This is a genomic window from Nostoc commune NIES-4072 (assembly GCF_003113895.1).
Taxonomy (GTDB): Bacteria; Cyanobacteriota; Cyanobacteriia; order Cyanobacteriales; family Nostocaceae; genus Nostoc; species Nostoc commune.
The window spans coordinates 5,046,528-5,068,511 of record NZ_BDUD01000001.1 but is presented as its reverse complement, the minus strand read 5'-3'; the positions used below and the strand labels follow the sequence as shown (position 1 = coordinate 5,068,511).

The 21,984-nt window shown below is 41.2% G+C and carries 25 protein-coding genes and 3 pseudogenes; 18 read left to right on the top strand and 10 right to left on the bottom strand.

Features of this window, described 5'->3' with window-relative positions; translation table 11 throughout:
* Positions 1–2: 2 nt before the first annotated feature.
* Entirely contained in the window at positions 3–443 is a 441-nt protein-coding gene (locus CDC33_RS22555; protein WP_109010805.1) for a PDDEXK family nuclease, read from the top strand.
* Between the two features lie 270 nt (positions 444–713).
* On the top strand, positions 714–1,454 hold the full coding sequence (locus CDC33_RS22550; RefSeq protein ID WP_109010804.1) for a dienelactone hydrolase family protein: 741 nt from the start codon (positions 714–716) through the stop codon (positions 1,452–1,454).
* A 26-nt stretch (positions 1,455–1,480) separates the two neighbouring features.
* On the opposite strand, the pseudogene CDC33_RS22545 reads toward CDC33_RS22550, so the two are convergent.
* Both CDC33_RS22545 and CDC33_RS22540 read right to left on the bottom strand, forming a co-directional pair.
* Positions 1,481–2,323, bottom strand: a pseudogene (locus CDC33_RS22545) (N-acetylglucosamine kinase); the annotation flags it as partial.
* A gap of 160 nt (positions 2,324–2,483) precedes the next feature.
* Positions 2,484–2,909 (bottom strand): GxxExxY protein, encoded by a 426-nt coding sequence (locus CDC33_RS22540; protein WP_109010803.1) that lies wholly within the window; start codon positions 2,907–2,909, stop codon positions 2,484–2,486.
* A 57-nt stretch (positions 2,910–2,966) separates the two neighbouring features.
* On the opposite strand from CDC33_RS22540, the gene CDC33_RS22535 reads away from it, so the two are divergent.
* Positions 2,967–5,978 (top strand): valine--tRNA ligase, encoded by a 3,012-nt coding sequence (locus tag CDC33_RS22535; protein ID WP_109010802.1) that lies wholly within the window; start codon positions 2,967–2,969, stop codon positions 5,976–5,978.
* 169 nt (positions 5,979–6,147) lie between these two features.
* Entirely contained in the window at positions 6,148–6,582 is a 435-nt protein-coding gene (locus CDC33_RS22530; RefSeq protein ID WP_109010801.1) for an HmpF-related protein, read from the top strand.
* A gap of 97 nt (positions 6,583–6,679) precedes the next feature.
* Here CDC33_RS22530 and CDC33_RS22525 read toward each other — a convergent pair whose 3' ends face one another.
* Positions 6,680–7,132 carry a CPBP family glutamic-type intramembrane protease gene (locus tag CDC33_RS22525; protein ID WP_109010800.1) on the bottom strand — a complete coding sequence of 151 codons (453 nt, stop codon included), beginning with the start codon at positions 7,130–7,132 and terminating at the stop codon, positions 6,680–6,682.
* A 46-nt stretch (positions 7,133–7,178) separates the two neighbouring features.
* On the opposite strand from CDC33_RS22525, the gene cysC reads away from it, so the two are divergent.
* Positions 7,179–7,733: an adenylyl-sulfate kinase gene (gene cysC / locus CDC33_RS22520; RefSeq protein WP_109010799.1), complete on the top strand. Its 555-nt coding sequence runs from the start codon at positions 7,179–7,181 to the stop codon at positions 7,731–7,733.
* A gap of 31 nt (positions 7,734–7,764) precedes the next feature.
* Here the strand turns inward: cysC and CDC33_RS22515 are convergent, their stop codons facing one another.
* Complete coding sequence (locus CDC33_RS22515; protein ID WP_109010798.1) at positions 7,765–9,753, bottom strand: ABC1 kinase family protein; 1,989 nt, start codon at positions 9,751–9,753, stop codon at positions 7,765–7,767.
* A 263-nt stretch (positions 9,754–10,016) separates the two neighbouring features.
* Between CDC33_RS22515 and recN the strand changes: the two genes are divergently transcribed.
* Both recN and CDC33_RS22505 read left to right on the top strand, forming a co-directional pair.
* Positions 10,017–11,765, top strand: a complete 1,749-nt coding sequence (recN, locus tag CDC33_RS22510; protein ID WP_109010797.1) for a DNA repair protein RecN — start codon at positions 10,017–10,019, stop codon at positions 11,763–11,765.
* 639 nt (positions 11,766–12,404) lie between these two features.
* Entirely contained in the window at positions 12,405–12,827 is a 423-nt protein-coding gene (locus CDC33_RS22505; protein WP_109010796.1) for a hypothetical protein, read from the top strand.
* Between the two features lie 364 nt (positions 12,828–13,191).
* On the opposite strand, the gene CDC33_RS22500 is transcribed toward CDC33_RS22505, so the two are convergent.
* From CDC33_RS22500 to CDC33_RS22490, 3 genes are read right to left on the bottom strand one after another with little or no spacing between them, the layout of a single operon-like run.
* On the bottom strand, positions 13,192–13,665 hold the full coding sequence (locus tag CDC33_RS22500; protein ID WP_012410989.1) for a MarR family winged helix-turn-helix transcriptional regulator: 474 nt from the start codon (positions 13,663–13,665) through the stop codon (positions 13,192–13,194).
* A 19-nt stretch (positions 13,666–13,684) separates the two neighbouring features.
* Positions 13,685–14,539 carry an ABC transporter permease gene (locus CDC33_RS22495; RefSeq protein ID WP_109010795.1) on the bottom strand — a complete coding sequence of 285 codons (855 nt, stop codon included), beginning with the start codon at positions 14,537–14,539 and terminating at the stop codon, positions 13,685–13,687.
* Positions 14,496–15,347, bottom strand: a complete 852-nt coding sequence (locus tag CDC33_RS22490) for an ABC transporter ATP-binding protein (RefSeq protein WP_109010794.1) — start codon at positions 15,345–15,347, stop codon at positions 14,496–14,498. Before CDC33_RS22490 ends, CDC33_RS22495 begins: the two co-directional genes overlap by 44 nt.
* A 279-nt stretch (positions 15,348–15,626) precedes the next feature.
* On the opposite strand from CDC33_RS22490, the gene CDC33_RS22485 reads away from it, so the two are divergent.
* The 7 genes from CDC33_RS22485 to CDC33_RS22455 all read left to right on the top strand — a co-directional run bounded on the left by CDC33_RS22485 (position 15,627) and on the right by CDC33_RS22455 (position 18,740).
* Positions 15,627–15,947 carry a hypothetical protein gene (locus tag CDC33_RS22485; protein ID WP_109010793.1) on the top strand — a complete coding sequence of 107 codons (321 nt, stop codon included), beginning with the start codon at positions 15,627–15,629 and terminating at the stop codon, positions 15,945–15,947.
* 128 nt (positions 15,948–16,075) lie between these two features.
* Positions 16,076–16,525: a hypothetical protein gene (locus tag CDC33_RS22480; protein ID WP_109010792.1), complete on the top strand. Its 450-nt coding sequence runs from the start codon at positions 16,076–16,078 to the stop codon at positions 16,523–16,525.
* Positions 16,526–16,540: 15 nt separating this feature from the next.
* On the top strand, positions 16,541–17,164 hold the full coding sequence (locus CDC33_RS22475) for a PIN domain-containing protein (RefSeq protein ID WP_109010791.1): 624 nt from the start codon (positions 16,541–16,543) through the stop codon (positions 17,162–17,164).
* Between the two features lie 191 nt (positions 17,165–17,355).
* Entirely contained in the window at positions 17,356–17,610 is a 255-nt protein-coding gene (locus CDC33_RS22470) for a hypothetical protein (RefSeq protein WP_109010790.1), read from the top strand.
* A 3-nt stretch (positions 17,611–17,613) separates the two neighbouring features.
* Positions 17,614–17,991, top strand: coding sequence for a type II toxin-antitoxin system VapC family toxin (locus CDC33_RS22465; protein ID WP_109010789.1), 378 nt, complete (start codon positions 17,614–17,616; stop codon positions 17,989–17,991).
* A 171-nt stretch (positions 17,992–18,162) separates the two neighbouring features.
* Complete coding sequence (locus tag CDC33_RS22460) at positions 18,163–18,423, top strand: AbrB/MazE/SpoVT family DNA-binding domain-containing protein (protein WP_109010788.1); 261 nt, start codon at positions 18,163–18,165, stop codon at positions 18,421–18,423.
* On the top strand, positions 18,417–18,740 hold the full coding sequence (locus CDC33_RS22455) for a type II toxin-antitoxin system PemK/MazF family toxin (RefSeq protein WP_244919319.1): 324 nt from the start codon (positions 18,417–18,419) through the stop codon (positions 18,738–18,740). The genes CDC33_RS22460 and CDC33_RS22455 overlap by 7 nt, the downstream gene beginning before the upstream one ends.
* A gap of 77 nt (positions 18,741–18,817) precedes the next feature.
* On the opposite strand, the gene CDC33_RS22450 is transcribed toward CDC33_RS22455, so the two are convergent.
* The 3 genes and pseudogenes from CDC33_RS22450 to CDC33_RS22440 form a co-directional block, all read right to left on the bottom strand.
* Positions 18,818–19,507 carry an SAM-dependent methyltransferase gene (locus CDC33_RS22450; protein WP_109010786.1) on the bottom strand — a complete coding sequence of 230 codons (690 nt, stop codon included), beginning with the start codon at positions 19,505–19,507 and terminating at the stop codon, positions 18,818–18,820.
* 43 nt (positions 19,508–19,550) lie between these two features.
* On the bottom strand, positions 19,551–19,916 hold the full coding sequence (locus tag CDC33_RS22445) for a protein-tyrosine phosphatase family protein (RefSeq protein ID WP_244919428.1): 366 nt from the start codon (positions 19,914–19,916) through the stop codon (positions 19,551–19,553).
* Positions 19,901–20,197 (bottom strand): annotated as a pseudogene (locus CDC33_RS22440) (ABC transporter substrate-binding protein); the annotation flags it as partial. The gene CDC33_RS22445 and the pseudogene CDC33_RS22440, both read right to left, overlap by 16 nt.
* A gap of 249 nt (positions 20,198–20,446) precedes the next feature.
* Here CDC33_RS22440 and CDC33_RS22435 point away from each other — a divergent pair.
* The 4 genes and pseudogenes from CDC33_RS22435 to CDC33_RS41710 all read left to right on the top strand — a co-directional run.
* Positions 20,447–20,767 carry a hypothetical protein gene (locus tag CDC33_RS22435; RefSeq protein ID WP_109010785.1) on the top strand — a complete coding sequence of 107 codons (321 nt, stop codon included), beginning with the start codon at positions 20,447–20,449 and terminating at the stop codon, positions 20,765–20,767.
* A gap of 57 nt (positions 20,768–20,824) precedes the next feature.
* Positions 20,825–21,184: a VOC family protein gene (locus CDC33_RS22430; RefSeq protein WP_109010784.1), complete on the top strand. Its 360-nt coding sequence runs from the start codon at positions 20,825–20,827 to the stop codon at positions 21,182–21,184.
* A 105-nt stretch (positions 21,185–21,289) separates the two neighbouring features.
* The gene (locus CDC33_RS22425; RefSeq protein WP_244919318.1) at positions 21,290–21,589 is read left to right on the top strand and encodes a GNAT family N-acetyltransferase; all 300 of its coding nucleotides are present in this window, start codon (positions 21,290–21,292) and stop codon (positions 21,587–21,589) included.
* A 108-nt stretch (positions 21,590–21,697) separates the two neighbouring features.
* Positions 21,698–21,895: pseudogene (locus CDC33_RS41710) on the top strand (transposase family protein); the annotation flags it as partial.
* Positions 21,896–21,984 lie beyond the last annotated feature (89 nt).

The following is a 21,984-nucleotide window of genomic DNA, read 5'->3' as shown; positions in this document are numbered from 1 at the left end:
TTATGGATGGAACACAGATTCGCGTCCTTGTTCTTGGTTATACTAATGCTAGTAGTTATGCTAAACAGGAACTTGGGCGTTGCTTTGCAGTTCATCTTGGTTTGACACCGGGGCCGCGTGGATCAGATGATGGTATTGATGGAGTTGGATTTATTGAGACACGTAAAATATACTTCCAGTGCAAGTTGAGCAAAAACAAATTAAAAGTGGAAGAGGCAGAGAGATTTTACGCTAATCTTTTATTCCACTCCATTGATATTGCAGTTATGTTAGCCGGAGTTGGCTATACATCAGGTTTTGAATCAAAACTGCTCAAATTCCCTGATATCCATAAGTTTAAAATTCACTTATTGACGCTAGAGGATTTATTTGAAGAAACTTCAAGTTTTAAAGAAGCACTGAAAGATATGCCATTGCTACAAGACTTGGTAGGCGAGATGTAGTTGGAATTATGTCTAAAAATTATGGATGTCACCGCTCGATAATAAACCTTGCTTTACATTCGCTTTTTTACCGCTAAACGCTGCTGCCAAATCTACATACTGGTGCAAAGCAGCTATAGCCTACAGTCGCTAAGGTAACGGGTGTATTAAGGCGATCGCAACAAACTTTCACTGGTAAAAGAACGCCAAATTGTGGATTGAAAGTAACCGGATGCTGCGGCGCTATAGTGTAGAAGCTAATGACAGCAAGCGTAACACGGAGACAAAAAAGTGCAAATCACTAAGCGCAATGTTGAATTAAGAGTAGATGGCAGCTTAATGCGTGTTTATGTTGCAGTTCCCAAAGCAGCAGGAAAATACCCTGGTATTGTCTTCTACAGTGATATTTATCAGTTAGGTGATGCAATGATTCGTCTAGCTAACTACTTAGCAGGATACGGCTATGTAGTAGCAGCGCCAGAAATTTTTCACCGAATTGAGTCAGTTGGTTTAGTAATTGAACCAGACGATTTGGGAAGGATGCGCGGTAATGACGATGCGCGTCGAACCTCGGTAGCTGATTATGATGCCGATTGCCTGGCTGTGATTGAATTTCTGAAAACAGAGAGTGCGGTTTCTCCAAATCAAATAGGCACTCTCGGCTTTTGTATTGGTGGACATTTAGCTTTCCGCGCAGCATTTCAAAGCGAAATTCGGGCTTGTGTCTGCTGTTACCCTACTGGTATTCCCAGTGGTAAATTGGGTAAAGAGGTAGCCGATACAATCCAGAGGGTAAGTGAAATCAAAGGTGAGATACTAATGGTGTTCGGTACTCTTGACCCTCATATACCAGATAGCGATCGCCAAATCATAATAAAAGCAATTGAGGATGCTAACATCCCTCACCAAGTTTTCTTGTATGAAGCAGAACATACATTCATGCGCGACGACGGTTATCGTTATGATTCTAGTGCTACCACCGCAGCTTGGTTTGAAATAGTAACTTTCTTGGGGCGGATATTTGCAAACTGAAAACTCCTATTATTGCTTTCTTCGCGTCAATTTTGAGTTGTCTGCAACGCTAATAACCCAGCACCGTAAGCAGGTTCATACCTTGGAAAAATCACGTTTACATTAGGAAACTTTTTACCAAGAGACGCTGCAAATCTTTCATGAATCTTGCATCTACCACGCCAGACACTTCCTGTTGTGACTACTTCTAAAACTGAGTCAGCACTAAAAATTGCATCAATTACTGTAGATGTAGCTTTTACTAACTCTTTTACAGCATCATCAATTATGAGATTGGCTACTATATCACCTGACGCTGCTGCCAAATCTACAACTGGTGCTAAAGCAGCTATCTGTTTAACTCCCCATTCTCGCCGATATACTACTTCTATTAAATCTTCTATACTTTCCAAATCAAGATGCTGTTTGAAACCCTCTATCAAACTCGTTGAAATCTCTCGTCCATCATAAGATTTTAATGCTGCATTCATGCCTGCGATCGCAATTTTATAAGCGCTACCTTCATCTCCTAAAATATACCCCCAGCCGCCGACTCGCTTAGTGTGTCCTTCATGATTTCGGCCGAAAACTATCGAACCAGTACCGGCTGCAACCACGATTCCTACAGGCTGACCAATTCCACCAACTAAAGCAATCAAAGCATCGTTACAAATTACAATATTCGCTGGTTGTAATGCCCAAATAATAGGCAATTTGTTATTCTGTAGCTCTTTAACTAAACCTTTCACTACTTCGATATCTGTTGCACGACCTACACCTGCTAAACCCAAACATATCGCGTCAATATTCACAGAATTGGTAATTATTGCTGCCTCAACCGCATTGTGAATTGCAGATTGAATAGATTGTAAAGTTGCTTCGATACCTATCCGAGTTTTTTGTAAAAGATTACGGAAACTGTGTTGATGATGATGTAAGGTATGCCGGAGGTGAAATATAGGGTGGGGATGAATGTCCAAGGGGAGGTTGTTTGGTGTTTCATGGATTTGGAGAACGAACCGCCAAGACGCCAAGTGCGCCAAGGGAAGATTAAGAATAGAGGATGATACGTTTGATGCCGTCTTTGAGGAGGGGGACGTTAAAGTTGATGAGAAGGGCTAAGGGGTAATTAGTCATTTTAAGGTAGGACAGGACTTGAGCTTCGTGGATTGGGGCTAAATTTTGAACAGCTTTTAATTCCACAATTAGACAATTTGCAACCAGAAAGTCTAATCTACCCTTGCCTACTTCATGTCCTTTGTAATTTACTGTTACCGACTTCTCAACCACATGAGGTATCCCGCACCTGAAAAATTCTATAATTAACGCCTCCTTATACACCTCCTCCAAAAACCCTGGCCCCAACACCTTATGTACCTCAATCGCCGCCCCAATCACAGCATAAACTAGTCTATCCACCTCCTCACTTGGCTCTCTTCTCTTGGCGTCCTTGGCGTCTTGGCGGTTCGTTTCCATCAATCCCTCTCCAACCCTATGGCAAAATTTATTAAAGTCCTTCCTTAGTTTTCCCGCATGACCGCAACCATTCCCAATCTCCCCAGTCTCTACGACCCCTTTTCCACTGAAGCCAAGTGGCAAAAATTCTGGGAAGACAACCAAGTTTACAAAGCTGACCCCAACCAAGGCGGCGAACCCTACTGCATCGTCATTCCCCCCCCAAATGTCACTGGCAGTTTGCACATGGGTCACGCTTTTGAAAGTGCCTTAATTGATACCCTCGTGCGCTACCACCGGATGCAGGGACGTAATACCCTGTGGCTACCCGGAACTGACCACGCCAGCATCGCGGTGCATACTATGCTGGAAAAGCAACTCAAAAAAGAGGGTAAGACTCGCTACGAATTGGGGCGCGAAAAATTCCTAGAACGCGCTTGGCAATGGAAGGCGGAGTCTGAGGGAACGATTCTTAATCAGCTACGACGCTTGGGTGTCTCGGTGGACTGGTCACGGGAAAGGTTTACCTTGGATGAGGGTTTATCTAAAGCTGTTGTGGAGGCATTTACTCGCCTTTACGAGGAAGGTTTAATTTATCGTGGTGAATATTTAGTTAATTGGTGTCCAGCTTCTGGGTCGGCTGTGTCTGATGTGGAAGTAGAGAATCAAGAGGTGAATGGAAATCTCTGGCACTTCCGCTATCCCCTCACCGATGGTTCCGGTTTTGTAGAGGTGGCGACAACTCGACCAGAAACGATGCTGGGTGATACGGCTGTAGCAGTTAATCCCAATGACGATCGCTACAAACATCTCATCGGTAAAACTGTAACTCTGCCAATTCTACACCGAGAAATTCCGATCATTGGCGATGAATATGTTGACCCCACTTTCGGCACGGGTTGCGTAAAGATAACTCCTGCCCATGACCCGAACGATTTTGACATGGGTAAGCGTCACAATCTGCCGTTTATCAACATTATGAACAAAGACGGCACTCTCAACGCCAATGCTGGGGAGTTTCAAGGACAAGACCGCTTTGTTGCGAGAAAGAATGTGGTTTCTCGCCTCGAAGCAGATGGCTTTTTGGTGAAGATCGAAGATTATAAGCATACCGTTCCCTACAGCGATCGCGGTAAAGTACCTATTGAACCCCTCCTCTCAACTCAGTGGTTCGTCAAAATTCGCCCCCTCGCTGACAACACTCTCGAATTCCTTGACCAGCAAACTTCTCCAGAGTTTGTCCCCCAACGCTGGACAAAGGTCTATCGTGATTGGCTAGTAAAACTCACTGATTGGTGTATCTCTCGCCAATTATGGTGGGGACACCAAATTCCAGCTTGGTACGCTATCAGTGAAACGGATGGACAAATTACCGATAATACGCCCTTTATAGTAGCAAAGTCGGAAACCGAAGCTTGGGAGAAAGCTAAATCACAATTTGGCGAAAATGTCAAGTTAGAACAAGATCCAGATGTGCTGGATACTTGGTTTTCTTCTGGACTGTGGCCGTTTTCGACTTTGGGCTGGCCGGAACAAACTCAGGATTTAGCAACTTACTACCCGACTACTACTTTGGTAACAGGCTTTGACATCATCTTTTTCTGGGTAGCCAGAATGACCATGATGGCTGGGCATTTTACGCAGCAAATGCCTTTTCAAACAGTTTACATTCATGGCTTAGTGCTGGATGAAAAAGGTCAGAAGATGTCAAAGACCAAAGGTAATGGCATTGACCCATTGTTATTAATTGACAAATATGGTACTGATGCCCTGCGATATACCCTAATTAGAGAAGTGGCTGGTGCTGGTCAAGATATCCGCTTAGAATACGATCGCAAAAAGGATGAATCAGCATCGGTTGAGGCATCGCGCAACTTTGCAAATAAGTTGTGGAATGCAGCCCGGTTTGTGATGATGAATTTGGATGGACAAACGCCGCAACAATTGGGAAATCCAGTAGCTACCGAATTGAGCGATCGCTGGATCATCTCGCGGTATCATCAAGTTATCAAACAAACCACCAATTACATCGATAATTATGGTTTAGGGGAAGCAGCTAAGGGATTGTACGAATTCATCTGGGGTGATTTCTGCGATCAATATATTGAACTAGTGAAATCTAGATTGCAAGCAGATGCCGATCCAGTATCGCGGCGGGTAGCACAGCAAACCCTCGGCTACATACTAGAAGGGATTATGAAACTGCTTCATCCCTTCATGCCTCATATTACCGAAGAAATTTGGCAGACTCTCACCCAACAATCAACAGATTCCCCGCAAACTTTACCATTACAAATCTATCCCCAGGTAGATGCAAACTTAATTGATTCAGGTTTAGAAGAACAGTTTGAATTGCTGATTGCTACTATCCGCACAATTCGGAATTTGCGGGCGGAAGCAGATATTAAGCCAGGGGTAAAAGTGACAGCGAATTTGCAAACTGAAAGCCAGAAAGAGCGGGAAATTCTCACTGCTGGACAAGATTACATTAAAGATTTGGCGAAGGTTGAGACTTTAACTATTACCGACAAGCAAGAAAACCAAACTGTTGCTGCAAAAAAACCTCAAAGGGGTTTGAAGACAATTGGCTTAATTATTGTGGCTATTGTCTTTGGTAGAGTGGGTTTAGCTGCGGGAAATGCCATTGATGACATTCCCATCGTCGGGACTTTCTTTGAATTAGTTGGTTTTAGTTACACAGCTTGGTTCGTTAGCCAAAATTTACTAACTGCTCAAGCTAGACAAAAGTTATGGAACCGATTTTTCCCGCAGACAGAATTAGAGCAACCACAAGAACCAGAAAATGCGATGCCTGACGGCAAGCCGCAAAGCGTCTACGCAGGTGTAATTGGTACAATACAGGTGCTAATTCCTCTAAGCGGTGTGGTAGATATTGAAGTTGTGCGTGCCAAGCTAGAAAAAAGCTTGAGTAAAGCTGAAGCAGAAGTTCAATCCCTGAGTACCAGATTAAACAATCCTAGTTTCGTAGATAGAGCTAGAGCTGATGTGGTACAGGGGGCGCGGGATGCCTTAGCAGAAGCACAGAAGCAAGCTGAAATTTTGCGCGAGCGTCTGAAGGGGTTGTCGTAGCGATCGCCCACGTGGCTTAAGATAACTGTAATGGGTAATAGGAGTGTCAATAATTCCCAATTACCCGTTACCAATTAACAAGATCCAAATCTCAATTCTGGGAATTATTATTTTATTAAAATTTTTTAATTTTTAATTTTTAATTTTTAATTGGAGCAAAGCGACCCTCATGCTATATCTAGCCCAGGTGCGTAAAAACGATTTTTTAGACCAGCACCAGTTACGCTTGTTAGCGCGTCAAGAAGCTGATAACTTGTGGGCGATAATTCCAGAAGAGGCTTTCATTCTGCTAGGGAAGGGAAAAGTTATCAGTGAAAACTTGCTTGTTTTAGTAGAACTTTCCTCTACAGGCGACATTGAAAGGCTAGAAGATGCCACCAACTGGGTACTCCATCTGGTACAAAGCTACCTCACCATAGGCATTACTCCGGAATTTTTGCAGCACGAAGCCGAACGAGCAGAACATTGGCGACAATCCCTGACATTGCAAAACCAAGACTTAGCGCGGCGTTCTTTAGAATTGGAAGCTCGTCGTGAACAAATTCAAGCCTTGGAAGAAAGCCTCAAACGTGAGAAAAATGGTTATCCCCAAGAAGAAAGTTAAATACAAAATGAAGTGCAAAATGTGGGTTAAACTTAGCAAATCCGTCTAATAAAACTATCCAAATGACAACAGCCAGCCAGTGAATGATAACTGAAAGTCAAATAGAGCCAGATATTAAGTAAGCGATCGTACAGATAACTCCTAACAAAGCTGCCAGAATTAAAAAATTTGGATTTATAAAAACTTCATAGCCACCAGGATTCCAGGTTAGTCCCTGAAATGGGTGATATATGATGAAGGCGACTAAAGTGATAATTATCCATATAATTTGTGTCTTGAGTGAGGGGTTTTCAGTAGGGTGAGGCAAAAACAAAACGCGAAAAACTATCTCTTCACTTAAACCTGGTATAAAAAAGGAAAACACAATAATTTTTACAATTTCTTGCCAAGATTTTTCTAAGATATGTAACTTGAGAAACTCTGATTGAAATCCTATAAATAATAATAAAATTGTTAATCCTGTCAGAGGTAATATTAACTCTAGCAAATTGGTAATAGTAGGGAATGTAGATAGTGCAGTAGTCAGACGTCTGATAATCAAATTAATCATACAATCTCATTTTTAACTTAAGTTCTCAAATATACAACCAGGTAAGATGAGACAACAAGAATATGGCGTGACAGTATGGTTCACTGGTCTAAGTGGTGCAGGTAAAACTACTATCTGTAAATTCGTGGAGAAGGAACTGCGGATACAGGGATACAGAGTTGAAGTTCTAGATGGCGATGCGGTACGTCAAAACATCTGCAAAGGATTGGGTTTCAGTAAAGAAGATCGAGAAGAGAATATTCGGCGTATTGGCTTTGTAGCTCATCTTCTTAGCAGAAATAATGTAATTGTATTGGTTTCGGCTATTTCACCATACCGTGAAATTCGGGAACAAGTGCGCCAAAGTATTCCATCTTTCATTGAAGTTTACGTCAATGCATCATTAGAAGTTTGTGAACAACGAGACGTAAAAGGGTTATATAAAAAAGCAAGATCCGGGGAGATTAAGCACTTCACTGGTATTGATGATCCTTATGAAATACCACTCCGCCCGGAAGTCGAATGCAAAACGAACCAAGAAAGTGTTACCCAAAGTGCAACTAAGGTTTTAGAAAAGCTGGAAGAGTTGGGTTATATAGTTGCTAGAGTGAATGATTTATGAGTTAAAGAAAGTTTTTAACTCATAACTTTTGCTAAGATGCCAATAATTGCCGAATTAACCTGGCTACAGCCTTTTGCGTAAAGCGGTTGGCAATTTGTTGACCCAAACGCTGTACATCTGAATTTACCAATAACTGGGCAATTTTGGGCGCAAGTTCTATTGGATCAAAGCCTCGTGTTTCTCGGAGAATACCTAATATACGTTTGATATGCTCCAAGGTTTGTTGTTGCTCAACTGTCGCCGCCGGAGTTTCATTAACTGCTGTCAACCCTACACGTTCCCGCAGCAAATAGGTGAAGTTATGCAAAACATTTTTACCTAAAGCATCGAGTCCGTTAACAGATTCATCTACTAGCTTGTCACGAATAAAAGCACCGCGTTCAGATGCTAGAAATTCTATCCCCTGATTCAGCACCAAATTAAAGTCGTAGTCTTGACTATTACGCGCATTCTTTAACAAGTTTTCTAAGCGGTTCCAACGAAATCTGCCATCTTTAAATAGCAAATCTTGCAATGATGCTCTTAATTGCGGTGCTGGATCGGTTAACAGCCGTTTAGAAACGTAGGGATAAGCTTCGCTGAGAACTTTAAAGGTGGGATCTATATATATTGCAATACCTTCGAGCGTCACTAGAGAGCGAATAATTAAGGCGTAGTAGGGCGGTACACGGAAAGGATACTCATACATCAAAGCCGATAGTTCATCGGTGATGCTTTTAATGTTAAGTTCGGCAACGCTGGCTCCTTGGGCATCCGCAAAGACTCTAGCAAAAGCTGGGATAATTGGTGTTAAATCGGTTTCTGGTGATAAGAAATCTAATTTAACGTAATCTTTTGCTAATCCTTCAAAGTCGCGGTTGACAACGTGGACGATCGCTTCAATTAAACCATAACGCTGTGGTGGCTTAATCTCGCTCATCATGCCAAAGTCGAGATAAGCTAACTTACCATCGGTTGTTGCTAATAAATTACCAGGGTGGGGATCTGCATGGAAAAATCCATGTTCTAGCAACTGGCGCAGGGAACACTGCACACCCACTTCAATTAGATAACGAGCATCTATACCTTGGGCGCTAATTTCTTCTGTCTGGGTTAATTTAGTACCGTTAATCCACTCCATCGTCAAGACGCGACGATTGGTATATTCCCAGTAAATTTTCGGTACATATACGTCTTTTATATGACCGTATAACTCGAAAAATCGCTCGGCATTTTCGCCTTCATGGATGTAATCCATCTCTTCAAAAATGCGATCGCCTAATTCATCGAGAATCCCAACTAAATCACTTCTTACCCGTTTGACTCTTTTCTGCACCCAAGCAGCAAGGTTACGCAAGATATACAAGTCAATAGTAATCCCCTCTCTTAAGTCGGGGCGTTGAACTTTAACAGCAACTTCTTCACCAGTTTTGAGCTTACCTTTATACACTTGCCCCAATGAAGCCGCAGCAATTGGCTGGGGCGAGAGTTCGGCGTAAACCTCTTCTGGAGGTGCGCCTAGTTCTTCTTTAATAAACTGGTAAGCAAGTTCGTTGGGGAAAGGTGGTAATTGGTCTTGTAGTTTAGTTAATTCTTCTAGGTATACCGGAGGAACTAGATCCGGTCTGGTGGATAAAGCTTGTCCAATTTTGATGTAAGCAGGCCCCAGTTTAGTCAACAATACTCGTAATTGAGCGGCTCGGCGGCGATCATTTTTGACGATAATTCCCCGTTTACTATCCGACCACAACCCAAAAGCAAAGGATAGAGCCGGCCCCAACACGGCGAAAATCCGCCGTACAACTTGTAGGGGTCTGTTTTGGTAATGCGCCGCTATAACCACAGGATCGTAAAGCATCTCAGGTTGGGCTGTTGTCCTCAACTGCTGGGCTGCTAAAAGTCTTGGCGATCGCACAACTAAGCTTGGCGTACCATCTTCTGGCACTATATCAATTACGTCCAGTTCGCCTCGGCTATTTGTGCCGTTGCTACTGTTCTCCTGAATCGGTCGGGAACTAGGGGGAAGTGTCTTAACAATCATGAAGAATGGCCACCAGTCAGAACGATCACATTAAGTATTGTAACAATATGTTTAGAAATTGGGAATTGGCAATGGGGCATTGGGCATTGGGCATTAATTATTTCTTCCTCATCTCCCTCATCCCCCACTCCCCACTAGTCTGCTACACTTAAACGGGCACACTAGTTCAATAGTATTAGGTATTGCTAGTTGCTCAAAGATGAAACCTATTATCCTGTAAGTTAGAAGTATCCGGCATCTGCCCTCATGGAGAATTTGGCTTGATGTTGCTTTGCCTGCGAATTGAAAACTTTGCCCTAATTGACCAACTGGAATTGGAATTTGGCGCGGGACTAAATGTGTTAACAGGTGAAACCGGCGCTGGAAAATCGATTATCTTAGATGCCATTGATGCCGCTTTGGGCGGTAAAGTCTCTAGTAGAGTCATTCGCACGGGGACAAGTCGGGCGATGGTAGAAGCGACTTTCACCTCAAACGCCCCCCTAGCCGCTTGGTTAACTGAACAAGAAATAGATTTACTTGATGAAAATTCCGTAGTCATTAGCCGAGAAATCACAGCTACTGCTAGTAATATCCGCAGTCGATCGCGGGTGAATGGGGTGTTGGTCAATCGGCAGATTATGGGAGGAATGCGCGATCGCTTGGTGGAAATCACCGCCCAAGGTCAAACTGTACAAGTGGGACAATCTGCTCAAGTCCGCGATTGGTTGGATTTATATGGCGGTGACTCTCTGATGCAGCAGCGTCATAAAGTCGCCACGAGTTTCAGTGCTTACCAACAGGCGAATTTAGCACTAGAAAAACGCCGGACATCAGAACGAGAACGCTTACAACAACTCGACTTGCTCACTTATCAAGTGCAAGAACTAGGAGCAGCCAATCTGTGCGAACCTGATGAATTGGAACAGTTGGGACAAGAACGGGAACGCCTAAATCATGTGGTTGATTTGCAACAAATGAGTTACAAGGTTTATCAAGCTTTGTATCAAAACGATAATGAAACTCCCGCCGCAGGTGATTTATTGGGAGACAGTGAGGCGATATTAAATGACATGGTGGAATATGATACGCAATTGCAACCCTTATTGGAATTAGTGAGGGACGCGCAAGCTGCGGTAATGGAAGTGGGAAGGCAGATTAATGCCTATGGGGATGGATTGGAAGCCGATCCACACCGATTGGAAGAGGTGGAAGAACGAATTCAGGAATTAAAGCAAATTTGCCGCAAGTATGGGCCGACACTTACAGAAGCGATCGCTTATTACGAACGTATCCAAGGGGAATTAGCCCAACTTAATGACAGCGAACAATCTCTCGAAAACTTAGAACAGCAAGAAAAGGTGTGTTTTGAAAAACTCACCCAAGCAAGTAATCAGTTAACTCAACTACGGGGTAAGGCGGCTGCTAATTTAGAATCACGTTTGATAGCTGAACTCAAGCCTCTAGCGATGGAAAAAGTGAAATTTTTGGTTGAAATATTACCAGCTTTCCCAACTGCTATGGGAGCAGATAAAATTACCTTTATGTTTAGTTCCAACCCTGGAGAACCCCTGCAACCTTTAACGGAAGTTGCCTCTGGCGGGGAAATGAGCCGCTTTTTACTGGCGTTGAAAGCTTGTTTTTCTCAGGTTGATGCGGCTGGAACAATGGTTTTTGATGAAATTGATGTTGGGGTTTCGGGAAGAGTCGCCCAAGCGATCGCTGAAAAATTACACCAGCTAAGTCAACGCAACCAAGTATTATGTGTTACTCACCAGCCTTTAGTCGCAGCAATGGCCGATCGCCATTTCCGCGTCGATAAGCAAACTATCAATCAAGGCAAAGGTAAAAAAGCCAACAATGACAACGCCGAACAGCGTACTGTCGTCAGAGTTACTACCTTGGAGAATTTAAATACTCGCCGGGAAGAACTAGCACAGTTAGCTGGTGGTAAATCTGCAACTGACGCGATCGCATTTGCCGAATCTCTGTTATTACAAGCTGCTAACCATCGTCAAAAAATTAAAAATTAAAGATAAATCTACAGTCCAAAGACTTTGGTGCGTTACGGACTCCCTCCTAACGCACCCTACATATACTTAAATTTTTTCACGCAATCAAATCTGATTGCTATATAGGATTACTATTTGATTTTTGAACGAAATTAAGTATTGTAGAGTGTGTTAGAACGGAGTTCGTAACGCACTATGAACACGAGTTTTATGCCGTACTCTCTGTGCTAACACATCCTACGTATATTTTCAGAAATCAAACCGGATTCCTATAGGAATAATCTGCTCATTGAAATTTTTAAAACACGCATTGCTGTCTTTTTACTCATGATGCTCATTTGTCAAGTCTGATTTATATCAATTTCAATGATCTTACCCTGCAAATTTCAATACTAAAAGTATCTAAAGATTTGGCACAAGCATCTAAAGATTTTTCATTGTATAAATAAGTTAATTTATTTATATTAATTGACATAACCAGCGTGAATTGCAGGTTTTTTTACTCGGTAAATTTCATAAAAACACTCTGTAATTCAGTTCGGGAAGCTCAATATTAGCAATTAAAAAAGCAATAAAAAAGCTACTGATGAAGCTTAGTTTTGCATTTTTGACATTTATTAATGAAGCAAGATTTATATCCTAATAGGAGAATTAACTCTAATGGCATCTGATACAAATTCTGTTTTTGGTAATCCCGTTAATGGTGGTAGTCAGGCTAGCAATCCCAGCGATCCTTTCGCAGCCGGAGGCGCTTTTGGCATCCCAACGGCTGACAGCTTCGATTTTGATAAGTATGGAATTCCTAAAGAAGGCAGCTTCGATTCTGCTAAGTATGGAATTCCCAAAGAAGGCAGCTTCGATTCTGCTAAGTATGGCATCCCAACGGCTAATAGCTTCGATTTTGATAAGTATGGAATTCCCAAAGAAGGCAGCTTTAGTTTAGGTAGCTCTGGCATCCCAACAGCTGATAGCTTCGACCCTTCTAAGTATGGTATTCCAACGGCTAATAGCTTCGACCCCTCTAAGTATGGTATTCCAACCGGAGGCAATATACCAAATATTGGTGGTAGCCCAACTGCTTAGTATGGCAACTGGTAAATTTAAGTTAGACATAATCCTAAAACTCTGGGTTTGTCTACCTCTTAATTAAGCGATATGCAACTTTTACTAAACAAAAATCCCATTCTAGCAAGAGATAACAATTATAATTTTGTAGCTTTTGCATAGGGTGGGGTTTTTATTATGTATGGAAGACTTAGTAGTGGATATAACTCCATCATCTAATACTTCCATTTTAAATTTATTTATACTCTTGCAAAGCTCCTAACTTACGAATTCCTGGCCAAATCATAGCTGTAGCAATCACTACTAAAATTGTGCCAATTCCACCACCCACAACAGAAATTACCGGGCCAAATAAGAGGGATCGTGTTGTGCAACCTCAAAGTTATGGGGCTTTGAGTTCTGTTTTCTCGAAGACATTTTTTAGTAGAGTTAAGCCTTCTTCAATGTTGGAAATTTGGTCTTCTGAAAGACCTTTTAGTAAGTCGGTAATATGAGCGCGAGTTTGATCTTGGGATTGCTTAAGATGGTGTTTTCCATCTTCAGTTAAATTGAGCAGCACCCGCCGCCGCTCTTGAGGATGAGCAATCCGTTTCACGAAGTCGCGTTGTACCAAGCGTTCTATGGTTGCTGATGCCGTGGCAGAGGTGACACCTAAATGCTCTGCTAAGTCAGATAATGAAGCACCAGGATTCCGGTTGATAAATGCTAGCGATCGCAATTGAGGTATAGATAAAAAAGCGGCACTATGGGCACGCATATCCGCTCGGATAAACCGCATCACTAATGGAACTGTCTCCATTACTCTAGCGGCACATTCTTCGGAAGTTGCACCTTGATTAGGTTTATCCAAGGTCATGGGCTTGTTGTTCTCCTAGTTACATAGCCACCCGTGGATAAAGTTTTCCACCAAGGATGGCCAAAATTATTAATGTGAATAAGAGAATTGTACAATCCAGACCAAAGCCATAGATGCTAGTGCCATTCAGCAGCATCGTGCTACGTAAGCCGTCAACCAGATAAGTCAACGGATTTAAATGAGAAATGAACTTTAACCAACTCGGCATCAACGAGATCGGATAGATGGCATTGCTAGCAAAAAATAACGGCATGGTTAACAATTGTCCAATACCCGTCATCCTTTCTCGGCTTTTCACCAAACAGCCAATAATTAATGAAAAAATACAAAATGTTCCTGCCCCCATTATGACTAGCAGCAGTACTTGGAGAATAGCTAGGGGATAAAGATTTAGTTTGACACCTAATAAAAATGACAGTCCGTAAATGAATATTACCTGAGATAAACACCGTACCCCACATGCTAAACCTTTGCCTAAAACCATCGCTACACGGGGTGTAGGACTAGCTAAAAATTTATGGACAATGCCTAAATCTCGCTCCCAGATAAGCGTCATCCCACCACTAAAAATTGCCACAAACAAAATACTCTGAGCCAAAATACCAGCAGAAATGAAGTCCAAATAGGGTAAGTTGCCTGTTGGAATCGCGCGAGTCCGGGTGAAAACTTGCCCAAAAATTAGCAGCCATAATACTGGTTGCACAGCTCGAACGACTAAATCAGTGGGATCGTGGCGAAGTTTACGGATTTCTAATTCAGCGATCGCCAGGGTTTTTGTAACTAGCTCTTTAATTGCAGAGATAAAATTTCCTTGGACAGTGGGTGGTGCTTTAACCCAACCGTTGAGCAGTACGTCTGGTTCTTGCTGTGTCACGGTAGTTCACTCCTGATGTTAACTGGTCGCCTGTATAGTGAATAAAGACATCATCCAAAGTTGCATTTGGGTTATCTAAAGAAGCTTTTAAGTCGCTTGGTGTACCTGTGGTAACGACTTCACCTTGCTGCATAATTGCCACTCGGTTACATAAGCTATCCGCTTCTTCTAAAAAGTGGGTTGTTAAAAATATAGTTGTGCCGTAATCAGCACAGAGTTGTAGTACAAGCTGCCATACTTGAGTTCGAGCGATGGGATCTAGCCCGACAGTCGGCTCATCAAGAAACAAAATTTGGGGTTGATGTAGAACTGATATGCCGATTTCCAGTTTGCGGATCATCCCACCAGAGTAGTTTCGTACCAAGCGTTTCGCCGCATCTTGCAAACCCATGTATTCTAGAATTTCATAGATGCGGCGATCGCGTCCTTTGGTAGGTATTCCATACAGCTTGGCGAAGATTAAGAGATTTTCGTACCCCGTGAGACTACCATCAGCAGACAGCGCCTGGGGTACATAGCCGATCGCCCGTCTCACAGGATTAGATTGACGAGCCACGTCATAGCCAGCTAAGGTTGCTTTCCCTGCACTGATAGGTAGTAAGGTTGTCAACATCTTAAGAACTGTACTTTTCCCTGCACCATTGGGGCCAAGTAGTCCAAATACTTCGCCTTGTTCCACAGATATGCTCAGGTTATTAACTGCGGTGAACTTCCCAAAACGGCGTGTGAGTCCCTGAGTTTCCAAAATCAACGGTTTTGGTTCGCTAGCAGGTTGCGATCGATTTATTTTGCCCGTCAGTATTGTCACAAGTTTGATGCACTTCTATTAATTAGCAAATCTAACTATTAGCTTCTCAATAGATTTACCAGAAGTCAATAGACGAATGGCATAAATTTGAATCAGAGTAAAAGGAAACTCAGTAGAGTGGCGACGAGGTTCTTGATGGGTGAAGTATCACTGAGTGCGATCGTAGTCTACCCAAGTTCGCCTGCATCTTTATATCTTGTTCAAAATCTTCGACCCTATAATGCACTGAAATTAAAAATTAGACGAAAATAGAATCATCCTATTTTAAATATTGAAGATATGAAGCATATCCAACTCGGAAGATTCCTGGATGCAAAAACCTTGCGAGATGCGGTAGGAGAAGCATTAGAGATTCAGATTGAGTGTGTTGGTATTGCTAGTATTACTCAAACTGTTGAGTTAAATATGACACTCAACAATGATGGCAAATTGTCTCCTCAAGCTACTATCTATTACGAGTACAGACCATTTAGGTTCAATCAAGAAAAGGTAGTAGGTGTAGGTAATTTTGCACATGGTTATGCAACTCTTCCCATAGAACCAGACTCAGAAAAGGATTTTGAGCGATTAAAATCAGTTTTAAAAGCTATGCTACCTTGAAGTACCGCCTGCACGCATATACAGCAAGCCAATACCAGTGGTAGCACAATATCAATAAACAAAGCGATCGCCCATAACCTATAATTAATATGTTATTTAAAATGGTCAATGTCACGAGGATTTGACAAATGGAAATTGAAGAACTCAGTGGCAAAGTAATAGAAGTATCCGACATTACAGCCTGGGATAAAAGTGGACAAAAACTTTTAGTCTCAAAAGTGAGAGCCAGAGACATTGTAGAAGATATTGCCGCAAAAGTAGAAGAAATTCTAAAATTCGAGTATGAACATAATCAAATCATAGTTCCTTTTGCTATGACCGCTACCCGTGAAAATATTAATATTTTTAAATGGAATGGTAAAAATCTAGAAATTATATATACCTTCCCAACTCATGAAATTATGTCTGAATACGATTCCGAATTTAGCAACAAAAGGATTTTTGAGTATTATCTAGAAACATTAGTTGAGGGATGGTTAAGAGATTTAGCCGACAACTGGAAAACAAATAATCCACCTAAATACCAAGAGTTAACGCAGATAGGTTTTGTGGAAAAGCTTGCAGATGCAGCACAGTAAAGGGTAGTAAATTTAGTGATTACGCTCTATATTGAAACTAATTTTTTCATTGCTTTTGCAAAGAATCAAGATAAAAGCTCCGAGGATTTAGTAGATTCTAAATTTTCCGATAAAATGTCATTAGTAAAAATTAGTACTCCTTCAATTTGTTGTATGGAATCTCTTTCTGTCCTAGAGGATGAACGTAATAATAGCAACCGTTTTCGGGATAACTTGGATACAGAGAGAAGTAAACTACAAGGAGACATAAACTCTAAATACTCTAAAGAAATTCAAAAAGGTCTGGAAGAAGTAAAAATTAAGAATGATGCGAGAATTAATGACATTAATATTAGACTTTTTAAAGTTATTGAATGGGCTGCTAATAATGTAGAATTAATAAAATTAGAATCACCTATACTCATTGACAGCCTTAATCAACAATTTATTCCTGATCCAACAGATAATTTAATTTTGCATTGTATTCTTAATCATGCCAAAACATCTCCAAAAACATCTTCAGACGATCAGAAAGTTTTGTTAAGTGGAAATTTTAAAGACTTTGGTACAAAAGAGATTAAGCAAAAATTGAGTGCAGCAGGAATACAAAAATATGTTGCAAGCACAGGAGACTTTTTAGGGTGGTTGCAGTCAATTTAATTATTAGAGTAGAGCGCGATCGCATCAAATCACTAATGATGCCAGCATAATCGGTATAAAAACGCAGATGCTAATGATATTTAGGATAGGCTACCCTGACGCACATAAATATAGAGAATCTGGCGATCGCTTATTGTATATAGTAATTTTAAGAGCCATGCCAAGATAGATAGAAACTAGAGAGCGAAATAATGCTAAAAACATTCAGAGCTTGGTTGAAAGGAAGTCGTTTAGAGTGGATTGATGATGTACCAACATTGGGAGAGCAACAAATCCCAGTTCATGTTACATTGCTGGAAAATGAATCAGTCATAGATAAACAAACACGGGGACAAAGAATGGCTGAAATATTAGAAAAACTTGCTGGAAGTCAAGCTTTTACTGATGTTGATCCAGTTATTTGGCAGCAAGAAACTCGTCAAGACCGTTCACTTCCGGGACGATAAAATGTGCTGCTCGATAGCAATATTATTATATATTCTGCTCAACCAGAAAACGCCCAATTGAGAGAGTTAATTGCTGAATATGCACCTGCGGTATCAGCACTCAGTTATTTGGAAGTGTTAGGCTATCATCTGCTTAAAGAGGAACAACGCCAGTATTTTAAGGAGTTTTTTCAAGTTGCTCAGGTTCTACCAATCTCTCAAGATGTGTTACATCAAGCGGTAATTCTGCGACAAGAGAAACGAATGACTTTAGGTGATGCAATTATTGCCAGCACTGCTTTAGTGTATAGACTAACTTTGATAACAAGAAATACAGATGATTTCCGTTGGATTACACAGGTGAGATTGTGGAATCCGTTTAAGTCTGATAAACCCAGTTAAGAGAAAAGTGCGTAGACGTAGAGCGTCGTAGATATCGCATCTGGTAATTTTGAGAGCGATGCCTACGGCTGGCTACGCCTACGCATTAAAAATTATTGAAAAATTGAGTGGTTCTTGACAAAAACCTGATTGGTACTCACAATGTAATTACAGTCAAGGATAAGTATCCTCATGGGGACAGCAATTAGAACCCGTATTGTTAAAATTGGGAATTCTCAAGGTATCCGCATTCCTAAACTTCTGCTGGAACAAACTGGTATTGGTGAAGAGGTGGAAATTGAAATTCAAGATTGTCACCTAATTGTCCGTGCTGCCTCTAAATCGCGTAAGGGGTGGGATGAAGCATTTGCAAGAATGGCGAAGCAACACGACGATGCACTGCTCGATGATGGCGTAACTACAGAGTGGGAGCATCTAGAGTGGGAGTGGTAGTCAATCGATTTGATGTGTTTTTGATTAACCTCGACCCAACGATTGGTAGCGAGATTCAAAAGACAAGACCCTGTGTAGTAATCTCACCAGATGAGATGAATAGATATATTGCCACGGTTATTGTTGCTCCGATGACAACTAAAGGACAGTCTTATCCGACCCGTGTTGTTTGTCAGTTTCAGGGCAGGGATGGGCAAATCGTTCTAGATCAAATTCGTACAGTTGACAAAACTCGATTAGTCAAAAAGCTAGGTCAGATTGATTCTAATGAACAAAAAGCAGTTTTAGATACCTTAGCTGAAATGTTTTCTGAATAATATGTCTAATAATCCTATACACCGGATGGTGATGAGATACCACCGTAATGGTTATACCAATTTTCTATGAGTATGAATTATATAATATCTCTGGTTATCTTCAACATTTTATTTCCCCCAGGCTGTAGTTCGTATTCAACCTTTTCAATATCTATCTTGTAACCTTTTGAAGTGTAATATTTGACAATTTCATCTAAATGTTGTGAATGCTTCCACATTAAAGTTATCAGGGGAAATATTCGGACTTCTTTAGCAATACGCAGCATCTCACCTATAGAATCTAAGTGAAAATTGTAATCTAGATGGTCTGAATATAAAAATAATAAATGCGAACAAAGAGCTAGATCAAACTCTTGATTATCATAAGCCAATTTTGGCAATTCACCGACTGCATACCTGTTGCTCTTTTTGCCAGTTTCATAATCAGACAGAAATTCTTGAATAACCTTCACTCGATTGTGTCGCAAATCATCTGGAGATTTGTGATAGCTCCATACCCAATCATTGGATGTAGCCTTGACTTGGTTAATGATGTTATCTACCACTTCATTAAATCTTTGTAATATCTCATCGCCAGAAAATTGGTAGAGTGGATCAACAGAAACTACACTTTTACCCTGACGTGTCATTTCTGCATTGAAGCTTGCTGGCCCATCCCCAATACCAATGATTCTTTTATTTAAATCTGCATTTGTTAAATTGAATATTTTTATATATTCATCCATTGACCTCCCAAAAGGAACTACTTTATCTAGAACCATTGCCATAGGATTTACCTCATCAATAGACTGATTAAACAGGATGATAGCATCAAAATGTTGTATTTACTGCGAGACGACAATCATTCAGAAGTGCGTTAAGCTCTTTTATAACTGTCAAGGGATTTTTACCTCTAAAAACAGCAGCGATACCTTCGGTAAGCTTCGCTAACGCAGCTTCATAAGGATTTCTACCTGTTTTTTTGACAGCATTTATTGCAGCTTGATTTGATAATCCTCGGACACTAACTAGCCATGCGGCTAACACATGTCCAGTACGTCCAATTCCACCAGAGCAATGGACAACGACTTTCTCATTTTCTTTATCTGCTTCTATTAAAAAAGGAAGTATTTTCTGTGTGAGGGTTTCTAAATCACATAGATGGAAATCTACAATTGGTGCAAGTACGGGTCCCAAATTGCCCAAGCATCAACGTTTTTTTGCTCAAATGCAGCACGAGCATCGGCGGGAGTGAGAGTTATTGGTTGAATGTCACTGTACTGTACCCCTGCCTTTTCCAACGCTTTTACTAATAGATAGTTAGCATTAGAACCTTTGGCAAAAGCCACTTTTTTACCCTTAAGTTCAGCCACACTTTTAATAGGTGAATCCTTGGGCACTAGAATAGCTTCGGCCTTGGGACTCCAAGGATCGTAGGCAACATAAACCAAAGGAATACCTCCGGCTTGAGCAAATATTTGAATACATATTATACGCTACTGGTTCAGTATCGTCAGGACTTTATGATAAAGATGCGTTCTTACTGTTTGCGTAGCGGCAACCACAGGATAAGTTCATAAGCTGTTGGACAAATAACCTTGCATATTACCTGGAAGTAAAACTATTGTGGGATGGGCATCTTGCCCTTAGCTTATCTTAATACGCTTGGCTTAAAGTTTGATCCTCCCTAAACCCAGAGGAAACTTACCTTTATTTGGAAGTCCCTAATGAAGCCTCTTTTGAAAAATCCAGATTGGCGGAAACCTCCACTCCGGTTTTTGCTTAACTCCGACTTCTCTGTGTGCCAACCTTTGCCTTTCAGTTTTAATGCTCAATTCGCCACGGTTTTATGCAAAGTTGTACCAAATACTGATGCTTCATCATGTATCTATATTGGTGATAGCTATACAGATGACTTTTATAGGACTAAAGGAGTAGAAATGAAATGTATTTTAATTGACAGCGAACAACGTTATCTAGAGCTAGGTGAACAAAGAGTTGAAGACCTTTTTAAAATTGAAGATAAATTATTGATCAATCTTTGTTAACTATGGTTGCTGAAGTAAAAAAATAAAATCCACTTGCTGCCTAACAGACAGTTTGCAATGCAAATTCTTAAAGTACTAACCAGAGTCTATCTTAATCCGGTAGATTTGGATGAGGCGATCGCTTTCTATGAAAACCTCTTTACAGAAAAATGTTGGTTGTGGTTTCAATATTCCGAAGCTGAGTTGGAACTCGCAGGTGTGGGTTCTATTCTTTTAATTGCTGGTTCAGCAGAAGCACTCTCTTCATTCAAGAGTACACATGCAACATTTCTCGTTGACTCACTCAATGATTTTCGAGAAGCACTTATTCAGCAGGGTGCAGTGATTCTGACGGAACCTAACAAAGTTCCCACTGGAGCTAATATGCGAGCGATGCATCCTGATGGAACCATTATTGAGTATGTTGAGTTTGCTTGATTAATTTTTAGCCCAAAAGGGATGTGCTGTGAAGCCTACAATCAGACTAGCTAATGAAAGCGATGCATTGCAAAAGTTGCCAAGAACCCAATTTATGCGCCAGTTGTGCGAGAAACTTCAATTTCCTTTGAGATACAGCCTCCCAGTAAAGCGGAATTTGAGGAGCGCATCCAGAATTATCAACAGCAGATGCCTTGGCTAGTCTGTGAAATTAATGGTGAGATTCTTGGTTATGCCTATGCTACTCCCTACCGGACTCGTGCCGCTTACCAATGGTCTGTAGAATCATCCGTGTACGTAAATGTTGAACATCGCAGAAAAGGGGTTGCCAAAGCTTTGTACACTTCCCTTTTTGGGTTGCTGCAACTCCAAGGATTTTATAACGTTTTTGCTGCGTTGGCCTAGCCCGCCGTAGGCATCGCTTTACCTAATCCCGCAAGTGTCGCTGTGCATGAGGCTATAGGTTTTATACCTGTAGGGACTTAAACCCCCAAAGTTCGTTTTCATCCTGATACCGAAAGTTTAGAAGATAGCGGCTACCAAGGAATTGCTAAATTTCATGCCAATAGCCGTATACCAAGAAAGAAGCCGAGAAAAGGTAAGTTAAGCAAGGAAGATAAGCAGTCTAATCGTGGTTTAGCTCGTCGCCGAGTTGCTGTGGAACACGTCAACCGTAGATTAAAAATTTTTCTGATTTTCAGCCAGCGATAGCGCGATCGCAGAAAAAGCAATGCAAAAGCGTTGTCACTTAATTGCTGGCGTTTATAACTATGATATTCAAAATGCTTGTTAACTTTTTA

Coding starts and splice junctions, on each gene's coding strand:
- CDC33_RS22450 (WP_109010786.1), bottom strand. CDS start 19,507: ATGGCAATGGTTCTAGATAAAGTAGTTCCTTTTGGGAGGTCAATGGAT.
- CDC33_RS22525 (WP_109010800.1), bottom strand. CDS start 7,132: ATGATTAATTTGATTATCAGACGTCTGACTACTGCACTATCTACATTC.
- CDC33_RS22460 (WP_109010788.1), top strand. CDS start 18,163: ATGGGGACAGCAATTAGAACCCGTATTGTTAAAATTGGGAATTCTCAA.
- CDC33_RS22470 (WP_109010790.1), top strand. CDS start 17,356: ATGCTAAAAACATTCAGAGCTTGGTTGAAAGGAAGTCGTTTAGAGTGG.
- CDC33_RS22430 (WP_109010784.1), top strand. CDS start 20,825: ATGCAAATTCTTAAAGTACTAACCAGAGTCTATCTTAATCCGGTAGAT.
- CDC33_RS22485 (WP_109010793.1), top strand. CDS start 15,627: ATGAAGCATATCCAACTCGGAAGATTCCTGGATGCAAAAACCTTGCGA.
- recN (WP_109010797.1), top strand. CDS start 10,017: ATGTTGCTTTGCCTGCGAATTGAAAACTTTGCCCTAATTGACCAACTG.
- CDC33_RS22505 (WP_109010796.1), top strand. CDS start 12,405: ATGGCATCTGATACAAATTCTGTTTTTGGTAATCCCGTTAATGGTGGT.
- CDC33_RS22535 (WP_109010802.1), top strand. CDS start 2,967: ATGACCGCAACCATTCCCAATCTCCCCAGTCTCTACGACCCCTTTTCC.
- CDC33_RS22555 (WP_109010805.1), top strand. CDS start 3: ATGGATGGAACACAGATTCGCGTCCTTGTTCTTGGTTATACTAATGCT.
- CDC33_RS22480 (WP_109010792.1), top strand. CDS start 16,076: ATGGAAATTGAAGAACTCAGTGGCAAAGTAATAGAAGTATCCGACATT.
- CDC33_RS22435 (WP_109010785.1), top strand. CDS start 20,447: ATGAAGCCTCTTTTGAAAAATCCAGATTGGCGGAAACCTCCACTCCGG.
- CDC33_RS22530 (WP_109010801.1), top strand. CDS start 6,148: ATGCTATATCTAGCCCAGGTGCGTAAAAACGATTTTTTAGACCAGCAC.
- cysC (WP_109010799.1), top strand. CDS start 7,179: ATGAGACAACAAGAATATGGCGTGACAGTATGGTTCACTGGTCTAAGT.
- CDC33_RS22500 (WP_012410989.1), bottom strand. CDS start 13,665: ATGACCTTGGATAAACCTAATCAAGGTGCAACTTCCGAAGAATGTGCC.
- CDC33_RS22515 (WP_109010798.1), bottom strand. CDS start 9,753: ATGATTGTTAAGACACTTCCCCCTAGTTCCCGACCGATTCAGGAGAAC.
- CDC33_RS22540 (WP_109010803.1), bottom strand. CDS start 2,909: ATGGAAACGAACCGCCAAGACGCCAAGGACGCCAAGAGAAGAGAGCCA.